This is a genomic window from Variovorax sp. CAN15, assembly GCF_030462475.1.
Lineage (GTDB): Bacteria > Pseudomonadota > Gammaproteobacteria > Burkholderiales > Burkholderiaceae_C > Variovorax.
Genome location: NZ_JASMRZ010000104.1, coordinates 1 through 15,889 on the forward strand (window position 1 = coordinate 1; position 15,889 = coordinate 15,889).

The following is a 15,889-nucleotide window of genomic DNA, read 5'->3' on the forward strand; positions in this document are numbered from 1 at the left end:
CTCGCCGCGCACGGTCAGCGTCCAGGGGGCAAGGCTCTCTTCCCATTGGGCGTCCTGCCCGCTGACCACGTCGCCGTGGCCGTAGCTCATCACCGTGGGCAGGGACGGGTCCTCGATGCGGCGCGCGATGAGGAAAGGGCCGCCGCCGGGCACCGGGTTGGCGATCACCTCGCAGGCGAAGCCGCGAGCCGCGAGCGGCGGGATCATCTCCTCGCGCAGGTAGGCCTCCAGCGCGGGCGTGGCGGCGCCGGTGTCGCTTTCGGTGCGAAAGGCAATGCGGCGCCGGAGGTCGGCGAAGAAGCCGCCGCCGTCGAAATAGGCGGCTGCGGCGGAGAGGCTGTCTGAACGTTGCATGAGGGTCCTTGTCTCTCTGAGTCTTCCCAAGTGGCGGGTGGAGCAAGTACAAGGCCTGAAGGCCGATGCTTCCAGCATCGTTTTGGCAAGCTACCATTGCCTTGAAGGCAACACTCTGGACTTTTCGGCCATCGCCATGACGCTACCGCTGCTCAGCATCCCGATGCGGCACTTCCTCGAAGTGGCGCGCAGCGGCTCGGTCAACCAGGCTGCGGCGCGGCTGTTCGTGGCGTCATCTGCGGTAAGCCGGCAGATCGCCAAGCTCGAAGACAGCCTGGGCACGCCGCTCTTCGAACGGCATGCGCGCGGCATGGCGCTCACGGCGGCCGGCGAGCGGCTGGCTGCGCATCTGCGCAATGCGCAGCTCGACATCGAGCAGGTGGTGGAGCAGGTACGCGACCTCGGCGGCCAGAGCGCGCGACGCATCCGCATGGCCTGCACCGAGGGCTTCGCGGGGCACTTCATGCCGCTGGTGATGCGCAGCTTCGAGTCGGCGAACCCTGGTTGCCAGCTGGAGCTGCACGTGGGCTCGCCAGACGGCGTGAGCGCGCTGCTGGCGCGCGGCGAGACCGACATCGCGCTCAAGTACGTGGTCGCTCCAGAGCCCGGGCTGAAGATCGAGCACTCGGCCACCGCGCCGGTGTACGCCGTGCTGCGGCCCGACCATCCGCTGGCGCGGCAACGCGTGGTGTCGGTGGCCGACGCGGTGCGCTACCCGCTGGCCGTGGGCGACAAGGGCGTGACGGCGCGCCAGCTCTTCGACCAGGCCTGCAGCCTGCAGGGACTGCAATACCACGCGCTCTTCGTGAGCAATTTCTCCTCGGTGCTGCTGCCGCTGCTGCGCACGCCCGACGTGATGCTCTCGGGCCTGCTCACGGTGATGCACCTGATCGACGAGGGCACGGTGGTGGCACGCCCCTTCGCGGAGGCGCCGCTGCAGCAGCGCCAGCTGCAGGTGCTGGCGCTCGAAGGCCGCACGCTGCCGCAGCTGGCGCAGGACTTCGTGCGACACCTGGTGGATGCCATCACCAGCGCGGACCGGCGCAAGCTGGGACGCGCGCGGGCTGCGGGCTGAGTCGGGACTCAGCCCAGCGCGTTGATGTCCGCCGGATCGAGGATCGGCTTAGGTGCACCGTTGCGCGCCACCGCCAGCATCGCGCGCCCCACCTTCTCGGTGGTCGTCACCCGGTTCGGCCAAAGGCGGAAGGCCAGCCCGAGCACGGGTTTGAGCACGACGATGGCCGCGTCGTACAGCGGCGTCTTCGAGCGGATGCCGTGCAGCGGCTGGATCATGCCGGGGCGGAACATGTAGGCAGCCTTGAAAGGCAGGCGCAGCAGGGCGTTCTCGGTCGCGCCCTTCACGCGCGCCCACATGCTGCTGCCGCGCTCGCTGCTGTCGGTGCCCGCGCCCGTCACGTAGGTGAAGGTCATGCCCGGGTTGAGCCGCGCGAGCACGGTGGCCGCGGCCAGCGTGAGGTCGTAGGTGATGCGCTTGTACTCGGGCTCCTTCATGCCCACCGACGACACGCCGAGGCAGAAGAAGCAGGCGTCGAAGCCCTGCAGCTGCGACTCGACGTCGCCGTAGTCGTACATGTCCTTGTGGACCAGGTCGCGCAGCTTCGGGTGCTGCTGCCCTGTGGGGTTGCGGCCGATCGCGACGACGCTTTCCACGTCGGGCGCCAGCAGGCACTCGCGCAGCACGCCCTGCCCCACCATGCCGGTGGCGCCGAAGATCAGGACTTTCATGGGAAGGCTCCAGTCAGACCGTGAAGACGGCGGGCTTCTTGTTCAGCACGGCCAGCAGCAGATCGACGTCGAGGCTCGAAGGCTGCGGCGGCTGCAGCGCCGAGAGCATGCGCGAGAGCGTCTCGGCGTGCGGCAGCAGCGGCCCCAGGAAGCGCGTGCCGTCGGCGCCTGCGACCAGCAGGGTCGGGAAGGTTTCCACGTCGAAGGCATCGGCGATGTCGGCGTGGTCCTCGATGTCGACCCAGGCGAAGCGGAACTGCGGATGCGCGCGCGCCACTTCTTCGAGCAACGGCCGGTAGTCGCGGCAGGTGCCGCACCATTCTGCGCAGAGGCAGACGACCCACGGCGCATCGCCGGCCGGATCGGCGGATTCGGGGGTGCTTGGAAGGCTTGGAATAGCGCTCAAGGCTGATGCGTCGGTGGTGTGATCGGAAGACCGGGTGGTACGGCCGGGAGGTCGTGGCTATTATGGACAAAGCCCTCCCGATGGGTACAGGAGACCCGCACGATGAGCACCACGACCGCCCCCGCATCTGCCGTCGATCCGCGCCAGTTCAAGAGCTTCGCGGAGTTCTATCCCTTCTACCTGACCGAGCACACCAACCTCACCTGCCGGCGGCTGCACTTCACCGGTTCGACCATTTCGCTGCTGTGCCTGGTGGCGCTGGTGGTCACGCTCAATCCGTGGTGGCTGCTGGCCGGGCTGGTGGCGGGCTACGGCTTCGCCTGGGTTGGGCATTTCGGCTTCGAGAAGAACAAGCCTGCCTCGTTCAAGCGGCCGCTCTATTCCTTCATGGGCGACTGGGCCATGTACCGCGACATCTGGCTGGGGCGCGTGAAAATCGTCTGACCCCCCAGGCTTGCCCACTTCGTGTGGCCTCCGCCCCCTTGCAGGGGGCAACACCGGCGGCCCGGCAAAGCCGGTTCCGCGGTGTTCCTGGAAAAAATCCGGAACACCGTTAGATCAACAGCACGTCGCCCAGCCTCAGGGAGCGCAGCGGGCCTTTCTGCCAGAGGTCTTCGAGCGGCTCGGCCCGAGGCATCAGCAGTTCCTTCAACAGCGGTTCGATCGGCGTCGACGGGTCGGCGAGCAGCACGTAGCGCGGGTCCTCGTTGGTGGGCTCTTCCGCCAGCGGCGCGATCCAGTCGAGCGCCACCAGCGTCTCGAGCACCGGCGCCAGCTGCAGCGAATCGACCCGCATGCGCGTGACCAGTTCGGCCGCGCCCATGCCCTTGGCGGGCGTGGCTCGTGCGCGGGCCAGGTGCTGCAGCGCCTCCATGGCCAGCTGCATGGGCCAGCCGGCGCTGCCGCCGCGCCGCGCGACGCCGGTCAGCAGGCTGGGCAGGTAGGCCGCGATGACCGCGCCCAGCAGGACGATCACCCAGGCCACGTAGATCCACACCAGCAGGATCGGCACCGTGGCGAAGGCACCGTACAGCACCGAATAGGTCGGCACCAGGCTCAGGTAGTAGCCCAGCACGCGCTTGGCGATTTCGATGGCCGCCGCCACGAAGATGCCTCCGGCCCAGGCATGCGACCAGCGCACGTTGGTGTTGGGCACGTAGTGGTAGAGCGAGGCCATGCCGACCGCCAGCAGCATGAACTCGAAGGTGTCGAAGAACAGCTTGACCATGCCGCGCCCCACCACGTCGCTGGTGGCCGCGACCACGTAGGAAGTGGTCGACAGGCTCACCGCGAGGATGATCGGCCCCAGCGTGATGGCCGCCCAGTAGATCAGCACCCGCTGCGCGAACGGCCGCGGCGCGCGCACGCGCCAGATGTTGTTGAGCGTCTTGTCGATGGTGAGGATCAGCGCGATGGCGGTGATCAGCAGCACGATCAGGCCCGCGATACCCAGCCCGCTGGCCTTGCTCGCGAACTGGTTCAGGTAGCCCAGCACCTGGCGCGCGATGTTTTCGGGAATCAGGCTCTCGATGAGCCAGCGCTGCAGGCGGCCTTGCATCTTCGCGAACATCGGGAACACGGTGAAGAGGGCCAGCGCCACCGTGAAGAAGGGCACCATCGCGATGGTGGTGGTGAAGGTCAGGCTGCTGGCGGTGAGGCCGAGCCGGTCTTCGCGGAAGCGCTCGCCGAGCACCGCTGCCGTGTTGCGCCACGGAAAGCGCGAAAGATCCCTCCAGAGCTGCCGACGATTCATGGCCGGTATCATAGGAGTTGAACTCTCCCCCAGCCTCCGCGCACTTCGTGTCGCTGCGCCAACCCCCTCACCGGGGGCGATACCAGCGGCCCGGCCAAGCCGGTTCCGCGGTATCCCGCTCATGAATACCAATCCGCCGCCAGCACCGTCCTCCGTTCGCGCCACCCGCTGGGCCGCCGTGGGCAGCGTCCTGGGCCTCATCGTGCTGGGCCTGGCCTGGGAACTGTGGCTGGCGCCCCTGCGCCCGGGCGGCTCGCTGATGGCGCTGAAGGTACTGCCGCTGGTCGTTCCGCTCGCGGGGCTCTGGAAGAACCGCATGTACACCTACCGCTGGGTCAGCCTGATGATCTGGCTCTACTTCACCGAGGGCGTGGTGCGCGCCTGGAGCGACACCAGCGGCTTGAGCCAGGTGCTCGCGCTGATCGAGGTGCTGCTGTGCCTCGTGCTCTTCGCCGCCTGCGCCTGGCATGTGCGGCTGCGCCTGCGCCATGCCAAGAACGCTGCCCGCCAACTGGAGGCTTCCGCCCAATGAACACTGCCGCTACTTCTGCTTCTTCTTCCCTGATCGAACAGCTGCGCGCCATCGTCGGCGCGTCGCACGTGCTCGACGAGGGCGACCTCACCGCCTACGAGCAGGACTGGCGCAAGCGCTCGCGCGGCAAGTCGCTGGCCGTGGTGCGGCCGGCCAACACGCAGCAGGTGGCCGACGTGGTCAAGGCCTGCGCCGCGGCCGGCACGGCGGTGATTCCGCAGGGCGGCAACACCGGCCTCGCGGTCGGCTCCATTCCGGACGACAGCGGCACGCAGGTGGTGCTGAGCCTGCAGCGGCTGAACGCGATCCGCACCATCGACGCCGCCAACCTCACCATGACGGTGGAGGCCGGCTGCATCCTGCAGACACTGCAGGAAACCGCCGAGAAGGCCGGCTACCTGTTCCCGCTGAGCCTCGCGGCCGAGGGCAGCTGCACCATCGGCGGCAACCTCGCGACCAATGCGGGCGGCACGCAGGTGGTGCGCTACGGCAACACGCGCGAGTTGTGCCTGGGACTGGAGGTTGTCACGCCGCAGGGCGAGATCTGGGAAGGCACCAGCGGCCTGCGCAAGGACAACACCGGCTACGACCTGCGCGACCTCTTCGTGGGCAGCGAGGGCACGCTGGGCATCATCACCGCCGCGACCATGAAGCTCTACCCGCTGCCCGCCGCGCAGCTCACCGCGTGGGCCGCGGTGCCCTCGCTCGATCACGCGGTGACCCTGCTGGGCCTCGCCCACAAGCACCTGGGCCCCGGACTCACCGGCTTCGAGGTGATGGGCAAGTTCGCGCTGAGCCTGGTCGACAAGCACATGCCCCAGCTGCGCGTGCCCTTCATCTCGGACGACGCAGTGCCCTACTGCGTGCTGCTGGAGAACTCCGACAGCGAATCCGAAGACCACGCCCGCGCGCGCTTCGAGGCGCTGCTCGAAACCGCCTTCGAGGACGGCTGCGTGACCGACGCCGTGGTCGCCGAGAACCTCACGCAGGCGCACCAGCTCTGGCACATCCGCGAAAGCATTCCGCTCGCGCAGGCAGAAGAAGGCCTGAACATCAAGCACGACATCTCGATCCCCGTCTCGCGCATCCCTGCCTTCGTGCAGGAGACCGACGCGCTGCTCGCGCGCGAGATTGCAGGCGTGCGGCTGGTCAACTTCGGCCACCTGGGCGACGGCAACCTGCACTACAACGTGCAGGCGCCGGAGAACGTCGATACGAAGGCCTTCTTGAAGAACGAGGAAGAGCGCATCAACACGCTGGTGTACGACGCTGTCGAGAAGTTCGGCGGCTCGTTCTCGGCCGAGCACGGCGTGGGCTCGCTCAAGGTCGACAAGCTCGAGAAGCACAAGTCGCCCGTGGCGCTGGAGATGATGCGGGCCATCAAGCGCGGGCTCGATCCGAAGAACATCCTGAATCCAGGGCGGGTGATCCGGGTCTAGGAACAGTCTCAGAGCCAGCCAGCCAGCCCGCCGGACGGCTCAGGGACGAGCGGTCACGCGCCCGAGCAGCGGTTCTCGATCGCGGCGAAGGGCGCGTCGCCCGGTGGCTGAAGCGACGCGGCGGCTGCCTACTGCAGATCGGGGCCGCTGCGCCGCACATCCTCGAGCACAGGCTTGACCAGGGCGGCGCCCGCCAGCGCCCAAAGCGTGAGCGCCTCGTCGAACGCACGCACATGGCGGGGGTCTTCGCCCAGCCAGTGGATGAGCTGGTCGGCATGGTCGCGCGAGGGCGTGTCGTGCAGCCTGCAAAAAAGCGCCCATGCAGTGTCGACGGCCGTCTTCGTGCAAACAGGGTTCCTCTCGACCATCGCCATCGTCGGCCGCCTCGCCCGCGGCCGCTCAGATGCGGACTGCCTGGGATTCCTCGCGCACGGCACTGCGCACCCGCGACTGCGCGGCGAGCAGCGCGTTGCCGATTTCCCCGGTGCGCACCGAGGTGACCGAGAGCAGTGTGTCGCTCAGGCCGTGGCTGTCCTCGCAAGCGCCCTGCAGGTAGATGCCCGGATGGAAGTCGGGCGTGGCCTTCAGGCGGTAGTAGCGGTCGACGTCGTGGTCGCCGAGGTAGGGCGCGAGCGGCAGCAGCAAGTCCTTGTGCTGGTCGCGCGCATAGCCGGTGGCCAGGACCACCGCGTCGTAGCGCACTGTGCTCTCGCGTTGCAGGTCGCGGTCGAGCAGTGCCAGGTGAACGCCGTCCGCGGAAGCGCGTACCGAGCGCACCTCGTGCTGGCGCAGCATGCGCAGGCGGGTGCCGCGCGCCACCTTCTGGTCGTAGAAGACCTTGTAGATCTGCTGGATCAGGTCGAGATCGGCCACCGCGTAGTTGGTCTGCGAGAACTCGTCGAGCAGAGCGGCGCGCTCTTCGCTGTCGCGGCTGTACATGTAGTCGGTGTAGTCGGCGTTGAACACCTCGTTGACGAACGGGCTGTCGTCCGAGGGCCGGATGGAACGCGCACGCATGATCAGGTCGACCTGCGGCGCGCCCGGTCGGCCCTGCAGGTCCATGAAGATCTCCGCCGCGCTCTGACCCGCGCCCACGATGGCTACCCTGCGGGCCTGCGGATGCCGCGCCATGTCCTTGAGGTAGCTGCTCGAATGGAAGACGCGAGCGTCGTCGCGCAGCGCGCGGAAGCACTCCGGAATGTTGGGCACGCCGCCGATGCCGACCACCAGGTTGCGCGCGAGCCGCTCCTGCACCCGGCCGCTCCCGTCGCGCGAGCGCACGCGCAGCAGCGACACCTCGCCCCCCTGCTTCTCGGGCAGTACCTCGAACACCTCTTCGCCGTAGCGGCAGGCGTCCTCGAACTGGCTCGCGGCCCAGCCCAGGTAGTCGTTGAACTCGTGGCGGCTCGGGAAGAAGCTCTTGAGGTTGATGAAGTCCGTCAACCGCCCCTTCTCGTAAAGGTAGTTCACGAAAGTGAAGCGGCTGGTCGGGTTGCGCAGCGTCGCCAGGTCCTTCAGGAACGAGATCTGCATGTGCGCCTGGTCCAGCAGCATGTGCGGATGCCAGGCGAAGCCGGTCTGCCGTTCGATGAACAAGGCGTCCAGCGGCCTGGCGCCGTGGCGTTTCTCCTCGAGTGCGATGGCCAGCGCGACGTTCGACGGGCCGAATCCGATCCCGATCAGGTCATGGATGTGCTGCATGCGATTTCAACTCCTCGGTGCTCTGTGTGTTGGATGCGGATGAACGGGCGGTGCGTCACGCTGCCAGCCCTTGCGGCCCGCGAGCGCGGTCTTCCAGGATGTGTCCGGCCTTCATGGTGATCACGCGATCGGCCAGGTGGAAATAGCGGTCGTCGTGCGAAATCACCACCAGCAGGTGGCCCTTGGCTCGCAGCTCCGGCAGAAGCTCGGTGTAGAAGAGATGGCGGAAGGTCGGGTCCTGGTCCGCCGCCCATTCGTCGAACACCAGCACCGGGCGGCCTTCGAGATAGGCATGCACCAGCGCCAGCCGCTTGCGCTGGCCGGTCGAGAGGTCGACGGTGCTGAAGGAGCCATCCTTGATGCTCACCTTGTGGGCGATCTCCAGGCGCTGCAGGTATGGCAAGGCCGCCTGCGGCAGCGCGCCCTCGCCTTTTTCGCCGGCTGTCAGGTCCTCGAACAGGTAGAAGTCGGAGAACACGGTGGTGAACAGCTGGCGGTAGTCGTCTCGCGCCTCGGGCGTCACGACGGCGTCGTCGCGCAGCACTTCGCCTTCCTGCGGCGCATAAAGGCCGAGCAGCAGCTTGATGAGGGTCGTCTTGCCGGAGCCGTTGTCGCCCACCACGAACACCATCTCGCCTCGACGCAGCTGCAGGTCGATCGGACCGAGCACGAAGGGCTCTGCGCCGTCCGGCGCGGCGAAGGCATAGCGCACACCCCGCATGCCGATGCCGCGTTCGAGCGTGGCGATGCTCGACGGACGCTCCAGATGCAGGTGCGGCTCCGGCGTGGCAAAGCGCGCGGAGAGATCTCCGATGCGCTCGAACGCGACCCTGGCGCGGCCCACGTTGGGCAAAGCGCCGGCGATGACGTCGATCGGCCCCTTCAGGAACAGCAGCACCAGCACGAATCCGCTGAGCACCACGGGCTCGGTGCTGCGGAATGCCGCCCAACCGAGGATCAGCGCGATCAGCAGGAAGAACAGGGCCGAGCCGAAGGCGGTCGCCATCACGTAGGTGTTGATCGCGCGGCCGTTGACGCGGCGGATGTCGTCGACGATGCGTTCGACCTGTCCGCCGAACATGCGCGTGCGGCGGTCGCGGTGCATGCGCAGTTCCTTCGCGCCTTCGCTGATCGCGCGGTAGGCCTTGTGCAGCTGGTCCTCGTGCTCGCGCGCCTTCCAGAAGCCGGCCTGGGCGCGGGTCTGCGCCATGGTCTGGATCGTCGCGCCGAGCACCAGAGCCACGACCAGCAGGCAGAACAACGGCAGCGACAGGAACGCCAGGTAGGCCAGGCAGCCGAGGGCAACGGCCACCGCAATCAGCGTGGAGGACAGGACGAAGGCGGCGTCGCTGATCATGTCCACGTCCTGCGACAGCACCGGCATCAGGCGGTGCGTGCGGTAGCGCTCCAGCGCATCGATGGGTGCCGAGAGAATCTTCTGCGCCAGGCTCTTGCGCACCTGCGCCACCAGGCGCTGGCCGACGAAGTTGGTCGACGCGTCCGAGGCCATGCGACCGAACAGCGCGACCGCGCACAACGCGATGAAGGTCAGCAGCAGGCCGCCCGCCATGCCGCCCTCCTGGTTGAGCACCTGGTTGATGGTGCGCAGCAGCGCGACCGTGGCGGCGCCCGCGCCGACACCCGCGACCGCGGACAGCACGATCCACGGAAGAAATGGTTTCAGCAGGCGCCTGATTTCTCCGCGAGGGCCGGTGGCGTCATTGGTGGATGTCATGCACGAACTCTTTCCGCCCCGAAGAGCGACGGCGACCCGGACGCGCGGAACATCCGCGGCCGAACCGGAAACGGCTGGGGAACGGCCTTGCCCCATGTGCACGGCCCGGCGGCACCGTGCCACCCTTTTGCATAGACGGCCGGGCGTCGCCGATGTTCATCGGCCGAGGCCGGCACCCCAAGAATGAACAGCGAGGGTGCTGGCGCGTCTCCTGTGGATGCACCCTGCGCACCGTTCCATCGCTTGGCGGCGGGCACGGCCATGATCCCGCTGCTGGAGCCGATCTTCCAGGGCGAGTTGGCCCCGCTCGGAGAGAAACTCCTGCACGCCAACACAGTCCCGCCCGATGCCGTGCGCGTTGCCGACCTGCTGCGTTCGGGCGAATTGCTGGCCGAGGCGCTGCAGCGCCATGCGAGATTCAGGAAGAGCACCGGGCACGACCTGCGGCCTGTCGCATCGGCATGGTGCCTCGAATACGTGGGTGCGCTACTGCCGCCGGTCGCCGCGGCTGCGAGCGTGCTGCAGCATGTCTTTCCAATGGCCGCCGAGCAGGTCTGGGTGCGGCTGGACGGCAACGGTTTACCCGCGAGCTTCCATATCCGCGAGATCGGCGAGGCAATGCATGGCACCAGCACCGCGCAGCGCTATGGGCCGCTGTTGGGCCAGCATCTTCGACCGTTGTTCGCGACCCTCTGCGGCCTCTCCCGACTCGCACCGAAGATCCTCTGGGGCAATGCCGCGCGACAGCTCGACCCCATCCTCGCGCAGGCCCTGGCGCTGACCGGCGGCTCGGCGTCGATCGCCGGGGATCAGGCGCACCTGCTGCACAGTCCCGAGTGGCCGACCGGCCACGGCAGCGCGCCGCAGCCCAACCCCCTCTTCGGCCGGCAGCGCGAGGTGCACCGCATCCACGGCGACGGATGGGCCGCGATGAAGCTCCACCGGCAATGTTGCCTCCACTATCTGCTGCCCGGCGAAAGCCATTGCGGCGCCTGCCCTCTCTCGTTGGAACATCGCAAAGCCGGCACCCGAGCGCGCCGATGAACAGATCGCGCCGCATTTCGTCTCCGGTGGAGGCGCATCGACGAGCCCGCATCGTCGCGTTCCGCGCCGCCCCCAACGAAGCCCACTCATCCATCGCACACCCATGTCCAAGGCAAAGCTCGTCTACATCCTGTCCTTGAGAAACGCCGCCGCCGACAGAGCCGGCCAGCACATCGACTACAAGGGCGAGCAGCGCTACATGAAGTCGCCGCTCGAGTACCTGGCCGAGGCGCTCGACACCACGCCCCTGGGCGACGCCTATTCGCTCGAAGGCGTCGTCTATGACGACGACGCGCAGTCGCCCCGGGACCAGGCCGCCCTCCAGGCCTACGGCTTCGGATGGCATCCCGATCGCAAATGGATCTTTCCGGCGGACCTGCGCGCGCAGGGCAGGCTGCTTCGGGACATGCTGCATCCGGTGCCCTCGGCCTACCGCCGAATGCCCATGGATGCGCCCGGGCGCGCCGCGGGCAAGAGCGCATTCGAACGCGCGCTGCTCGACAAGCTGCTCACGCTGGGCGCCGACGTCGTGCTGCTCGACGGGCTGCTCGTCATCCTCGACGAACTCGTCCGGCCTGAGAGCCGCTATTACCGGAAGATCGTCAACATCCATCCCGGCATCACCCGGCTGGAGTCGCCCTACCAGCGCCGCGGGGCCTACGCCACGCTCGATGCGCTGCACGGCGCGCAGGGCGACAGGGTGGTGGACTGGAAGACGATGACCAGGCAGCGTGTTCCGGTGATCGACAAGACCGGCGCCTCGCTGCATTACGTGGACAACGGGATCGATTCGGGCGAGGTCATCTTCGACGTGCTCGACACACCTGTCGGCCCAGACGACACCATCCTCGAGCTGCGCTGGAACAACTTCAACCGAAGCCTCTTTCCGGCCATGCACAAGGGCATGGCGTTGCTGGCACCCCACGTCCTGGGTCCGCAAATCAGGTAGCGGTGGGTCCGTTCGGCGTTTACAACTTTGTAATGCGAGCAATTCTCATTAAGATCCAGGCGCTTCCAATACTTTCAAAGCCCTTTCATGCACACATCCTCCCTCCCTCGCCAACGCTTGCTGCATGCATCGCTCGTGGCGGCCTTCGGAACCACCGCCGTTCTCTCGAGTTTCGGTAGTCATGCGCAAACGTCGGTCACCGCGCCGGCAGCCGCCACGGACCAGGCAACGGGCGCGACGCTGCCCGCGGTGACGGTGAATGCCGAGGCGGAGGAAAGCGGCACCGGCCACGTGACCGGCTATGTGGCCAAGCGCAGCGCAACGGGTACCAAGACAGATACGCCGATCATCGAGACACCGCAGTCGATCTCGGTGATCACCTCCGATCGCATGCAGGCGACCGGCGCGGTCACGCTCAAGGACGCCCTGAGCTACACCCCCGGCGTGGCGATCACCACCTTCGGCGCAGACTCGCGCTACGACTGGCTCACGCTGCGCGGCTTCGATGCCTATGCACCGGGCTTCTACCTGGACGGCCTGCCGCTGCGCAACAACGGCAACTGGGGCGTCTGGCGCACCGAGAACTACGGCGCCGAACGCATCGAGCTCCTGCGCGGCCCAGCCTCGGTGCTCTACGGCCAGGCCGGCCCGGGTGGCGTGGTCAACGTCGTGAGCAAGCGGCCCACGGCCGAGCCGCTGCATGAACTTCAGATGCAGATCGGCGACCACAACCGCAAGCAGATCGCCGGCGACTTCTCGGGCCCGCTCGACGCCGACGGCAAAGTGCTCTACCGCGTGGTCGGCCTGCTGCGCGATGGCGACCTGCCCGCGGGCAAGATGCCCGACCGCCGCCTCTATCTCGCACCTTCCCTGACCTGGCGCATGTCGGGGGACACCAAGCTGACGGTGTATGCGCAAGTCGACCGCACGCGTGCCGGCGTCTACAACCGCATCCGGCCGCAAGTCGGCTCCGTGATCCCGACCGCGATCGGCACGCGCATTCCGGCCACGCTGGAGACCGGCGACCCGAACTACGACCACTTCAACAATGACCAGTGGATGCTGGGCTATGAGTTCGAGCATCGGCTGAACGACACCGTCACGCTGCGCCAGAACGCCCGCTATGGGGCCTTGGAGGTCGACTACGCTGGCGTCTGGCCCCTGCGCCGCCTCACCACGGTAGACAGCAGGAATCCGCTGAACCCGCTCAACTTCATGTTCCTCGGCCGCTATCCCACCGGAAGCCGCGAGAAAGTCTCGACGCTCAGCATCGACAACCAGGTGCAGGCCGACCTGCGCGCGGGCGACTGGCAGCACAAGTTGCTGGTCGGCCTGGACTACCAGCGCAACCGCATCGACCAGTACAGCTTCTCGACCGGCACCGCGCCGACGATCAACATCTACGCACCGGTTTACAGCGGCCCGATCGTCGAAGGCGCGCCATGGATGAACTCCAACATGCGCCTGGCCCAGACCGGCCTTTACATCCAGGACCAGATCAAGTGGGGCGACCGCTGGTCGCTGACGCTGGGTGGCCGCTACGACAGAGCCGACAGCGACGTGTTCGACCGGCTGACGGGCAAGAGCACCGAGATATCGCAGAACAAGTTCACCAAGCGGGCCGGCCTCGTCTACCTGGCCCCGAACGGCCTCGCGCCCTACCTGAGCTACTCGGAGTCGTTTGCGCCCACGGGCCAGGTCGACCCGATCACGCGCGCGCCGTTCAAACCTGAAACGGGACGCCAGTACGAGGCGGGCATCCGCTATCAGCCGCCGGGAACCAAGCAGAGCTACAGCGCGGCCATCTTCGATCTGCGGCGCCAGAACTACATCTCGAACGACGCGAACTTCATGCCCAAGCAGACGGGTGAAATCCAGGTTCGCGGGCTGGAGCTGGAAGCCACGGCCGAAATCATGCCGCGCCTGAACATCACGGCCGCGTACGGCTATACGCCCCGCGCCATCGTCACCGCCAGCGCCAACCCGGCTGAAATCGGCAAGCAGGCCAATGCGGTGCCAAGGAACCGGCTGTCGGTGTGGGCGGACTACCGCTTCAGCAACGGCTTGAAGGTCGGCCTGGGCGCCCGCTACACCGGGTCGAGCTACGGCGACGGAGAAAAACTCGCGCCGAACAAGGTACCGGCCTCCACTGTGTACGACGCCATGGTCGGCTACGACTTCGAACGCTGGAACCTCGCGCTCAACCTGCGCAACCTGACCAACAAGAACTTCATCGCCAACTGCGACCAGTACGGCAAGTGCTACTACGGCGCTCCGCGCTCGGTCATCGCGACGGCAACGTACCGCTGGTAGTGAACGTGGCGCCGATGCGCCCTTGGCTCGGCAAAACGAGCCGCTGAAACGAAAGGCCCGCCGCATTCACTGCGCCGGGCCTTTGCTTTTTTTGCTTCTTGTCCGCTCGCCAACGATCGGACTGCGCCCATCAACACAGCGCGGCGAGCTCCTTCAGCGTATCGGCCAGCATCACGTCCGAAAGGGCCAGCCGGCGGCTGCCGGGTCGTTGCTGGCGCAGGGCGAGCATCATCCTGAGACTGAGCAGCGAGTCGCCTCCCAACTGGAAGAAGTTGTCATGGCGGCCGACGCGCCGCACGCCCAGCAACTGCGCCCAGATTGCCGCCAGTGTCCGCTCCGCGTCGTCACGCGGCGCCTCATGCGCCCTGCGGCCAGCAGGCGCCGCTGGAGGCAATGCAGCAGGGGATCGCACCCGCAGCCCTGCCATCACATCGATCTCGAGCGCGAGTTGCCCAGGGCGATGGACCAGGGCGTCGACGACTTCGGCGACTGCCGCACGCATGTACTCGCAGACACGCGTGGCGCCCACGGAACTGCTGACCTGCGCCGTCAATGCGAAGCCATCTCCCAGATCGCTCACCGACAGGCCGAGCGGGTAGTTGCTGCGCTCCTGCCCTGCGAGAAACTCGATGCCCTCCCAATCGGAGCCGCCCGCGGATGCGCGCCTGGGGCTATGGCGATAGTTCAGCAGCGAAGAGAACAGCGGAGCGCCCTTCGGCAGCCCGCTGCAGCGTTGGGCCAAGGTCAGGCTCGCGTGCTCGTGGTGCATGAGCTGCGTCAGCGCCGCATGCATTTCGCGCACGCATTGCTCGATGCTGAGCGCGCCCAGCCGGATGCGCAGCGGCAGCATGTTCATGCACAGGCCCATCGCACGTTCGGCGCCCTCGCCGCCCTGCATGCGGCCGAAAAGCACCGTGCCGAACACCACGTCGTCCTTGCCCGTGGCCCTGGACAACACCAGCGCCCAGGCCAGGTGGAACAGCGTCGCCGGGCTCACCCCATGGTGCTGCGCCTGGCGTCGAAGCTGCGAGGCCAATGCCGGGTCCAGCGCCAGGCGGGCGTCGTCGATGCCGGAGCCATCGCCCCGCACGTCGGTCAGTCCGAAGGGCGTGGTGGGCTCCGTCACATCGCCCAGCATTCGACTGAAGAAAGCCTCGTGCTCGTCCGTGCTCAACCCCAGCCTCGCGCGAGCCACGAAATCACGGAATGGCACGGGCGAAGGCAGTTTGATCTCGGGGTTCTGCTGGATCGATGCGATCTCATCCATCAGCAATTCCAGCGTCGTGTGGTCCGAGATCAGGTGATGGCATGGCAGCTGCAGCAGCCAGCGCCGGTTTGCCGCATCGTGCGCCGCCACCGCCTCGACCATCGGCGCGCGCCGCACGTCGATGCGGTAGCCGATGGGGTCGACGCGGGCGTTCAGCCGTTCGGCCACATCCATGCCCGCCGATGCCTCGTCTTCTTCGAGCCACTGCAGCTGCAGCCGGGCTTCCCGCCACACCACCTGCACCGGCTCCCTGAGCCCTTCCCATGCGATCGCGGTGCGCAAGATGTCGTGCCGCGCGATCACCCGGTCGAAGCTTTCGATGAAGCGCTCCAGGCGATCGCGGCTGTCGAAGCTCAGCAGCAGCGGATAGACATACACGTCGCCCCGCGTCTGCAGGAGGTGATGGAACAGGATGCCCTCCTGCAATGGAGCCAGCGGGTAGATGTCCTGGATGTTGGCCGCCCCACCCGGCACCGCCGCCTCGATGCGCCGGATCTCCTGCTCATCGAGCGCGACCAGCGTCACCATCTGCGCGCTGATCGCCTCGCACCCCGGCGGAATGCCGTTGGGCGGCACCTGCACCTGCGCGCGCCCCTGATCCTGCGCCAGCGCCTTCGCAAACGCCGCGAACCCCGGGTGCTCGAACAGCA

General features: G+C 67.3%; 14 protein-coding genes and 1 pseudogene. 7 read left to right on the plus strand and 8 right to left on the minus strand.

Annotated elements, in window-relative coordinates; genetic code table 11:
• Positions 1 to 354, minus strand: a pseudogene (locus QMO14_RS30460) (M20 peptidase family dipeptidase); the annotation flags it as partial.
• Positions 355 to 490: 136 nt separating this feature from the next.
• Here QMO14_RS30460 and QMO14_RS30465 point away from each other — a divergent pair.
• Positions 491 to 1,429: a LysR family transcriptional regulator gene (locus tag QMO14_RS30465; protein ID WP_301511768.1), complete on the plus strand. Its 939-nt coding sequence runs from the start codon at positions 491 to 493 to the stop codon at positions 1,427 to 1,429.
• 8 nt (positions 1,430 to 1,437) lie between these two features.
• Here the strand turns inward: QMO14_RS30465 and QMO14_RS30470 are convergent, their stop codons facing one another.
• Both QMO14_RS30470 and QMO14_RS30475 read right to left on the minus strand, forming a co-directional pair.
• A complete protein-coding gene (locus tag QMO14_RS30470; protein WP_301511770.1) occupies positions 1,438 to 2,100 on the minus strand; it encodes an NAD-dependent epimerase/dehydratase family protein in 663 nt (220 codons plus the stop codon).
• Between the two features lie 13 nt (positions 2,101 to 2,113).
• Positions 2,114 to 2,497, minus strand: a complete 384-nt coding sequence (locus QMO14_RS30475) for a thioredoxin family protein (RefSeq protein WP_301511788.1) — start codon at positions 2,495 to 2,497, stop codon at positions 2,114 to 2,116.
• Between the two features lie 111 nt (positions 2,498 to 2,608).
• Here QMO14_RS30475 and QMO14_RS30480 point away from each other — a divergent pair, with 111 nt between their 5' ends.
• Complete coding sequence (locus QMO14_RS30480) at positions 2,609 to 2,950, plus strand: DUF962 domain-containing protein (protein ID WP_301511772.1); 342 nt, start codon at positions 2,609 to 2,611, stop codon at positions 2,948 to 2,950.
• A 109-nt stretch (positions 2,951 to 3,059) separates the two neighbouring features.
• Here QMO14_RS30480 and QMO14_RS30485 read toward each other — a convergent pair whose 3' ends face one another.
• Positions 3,060 to 4,271, minus strand: coding sequence for a YihY family inner membrane protein (locus QMO14_RS30485; RefSeq protein WP_301511774.1), 1,212 nt, complete (start codon positions 4,269 to 4,271; stop codon positions 3,060 to 3,062).
• Between the two features lie 109 nt (positions 4,272 to 4,380).
• On the opposite strand from QMO14_RS30485, the gene QMO14_RS30490 reads away from it, so the two are divergent.
• Both QMO14_RS30490 and QMO14_RS30495 read left to right on the plus strand, forming a co-directional pair.
• Positions 4,381 to 4,791 carry a DUF2069 domain-containing protein gene (locus QMO14_RS30490; RefSeq protein ID WP_301511776.1) on the plus strand — a complete coding sequence of 137 codons (411 nt, stop codon included), beginning with the start codon at positions 4,381 to 4,383 and terminating at the stop codon, positions 4,789 to 4,791.
• Positions 4,788 to 6,230, plus strand: coding sequence for an FAD-binding oxidoreductase (locus tag QMO14_RS30495; RefSeq protein WP_301511778.1), 1,443 nt, complete (start codon positions 4,788 to 4,790; stop codon positions 6,228 to 6,230). The genes QMO14_RS30490 and QMO14_RS30495 overlap by 4 nt, the downstream gene beginning before the upstream one ends.
• 128 nt (positions 6,231 to 6,358) lie before the next feature.
• Here the strand turns inward: QMO14_RS30495 and QMO14_RS30500 are convergent, their stop codons facing one another.
• From QMO14_RS30500 to QMO14_RS30510, 3 genes are read right to left on the minus strand one after another with little or no spacing between them, the layout of a single operon-like run.
• Entirely contained in the window at positions 6,359 to 6,604 is a 246-nt protein-coding gene (locus QMO14_RS30500; protein ID WP_301511780.1) for a DUF4880 domain-containing protein, read from the minus strand.
• A gap of 25 nt (positions 6,605 to 6,629) precedes the next feature.
• Positions 6,630 to 7,931: a lysine N(6)-hydroxylase/L-ornithine N(5)-oxygenase family protein gene (locus QMO14_RS30505; protein ID WP_301511781.1), complete on the minus strand. Its 1,302-nt coding sequence runs from the start codon at positions 7,929 to 7,931 to the stop codon at positions 6,630 to 6,632.
• A gap of 55 nt (positions 7,932 to 7,986) precedes the next feature.
• Complete coding sequence (locus QMO14_RS30510; RefSeq protein ID WP_301511782.1) at positions 7,987 to 9,666, minus strand: cyclic peptide export ABC transporter; 1,680 nt, start codon at positions 9,664 to 9,666, stop codon at positions 7,987 to 7,989.
• A 261-nt stretch (positions 9,667 to 9,927) separates the two neighbouring features.
• Between QMO14_RS30510 and fhuF the strand changes: the two genes are divergently transcribed.
• The 3 genes from fhuF (at position 9,928) to QMO14_RS30525 (ending at position 13,972) form a co-directional block, all read left to right on the plus strand.
• Complete coding sequence (gene fhuF / locus QMO14_RS30515; protein WP_301511783.1) at positions 9,928 to 10,710, plus strand: siderophore-iron reductase FhuF; 783 nt, start codon at positions 9,928 to 9,930, stop codon at positions 10,708 to 10,710.
• 103 nt (positions 10,711 to 10,813) lie between these two features.
• Positions 10,814 to 11,659, plus strand: a complete 846-nt coding sequence (locus tag QMO14_RS30520; RefSeq protein ID WP_301511784.1) for a formyltransferase family protein — start codon at positions 10,814 to 10,816, stop codon at positions 11,657 to 11,659.
• A gap of 87 nt (positions 11,660 to 11,746) precedes the next feature.
• Positions 11,747 to 13,972 carry a TonB-dependent siderophore receptor gene (locus QMO14_RS30525; RefSeq protein WP_301511785.1) on the plus strand — a complete coding sequence of 742 codons (2,226 nt, stop codon included), beginning with the start codon at positions 11,747 to 11,749 and terminating at the stop codon, positions 13,970 to 13,972.
• A 130-nt stretch (positions 13,973 to 14,102) separates the two neighbouring features.
• Here the strand turns inward: QMO14_RS30525 and QMO14_RS30530 are convergent.
• A partial coding sequence (locus QMO14_RS30530) for a condensation domain-containing protein (RefSeq protein ID WP_301511786.1) occupies positions 14,103 to 15,889 on the minus strand: 1,787 nt, incomplete at its 5' end.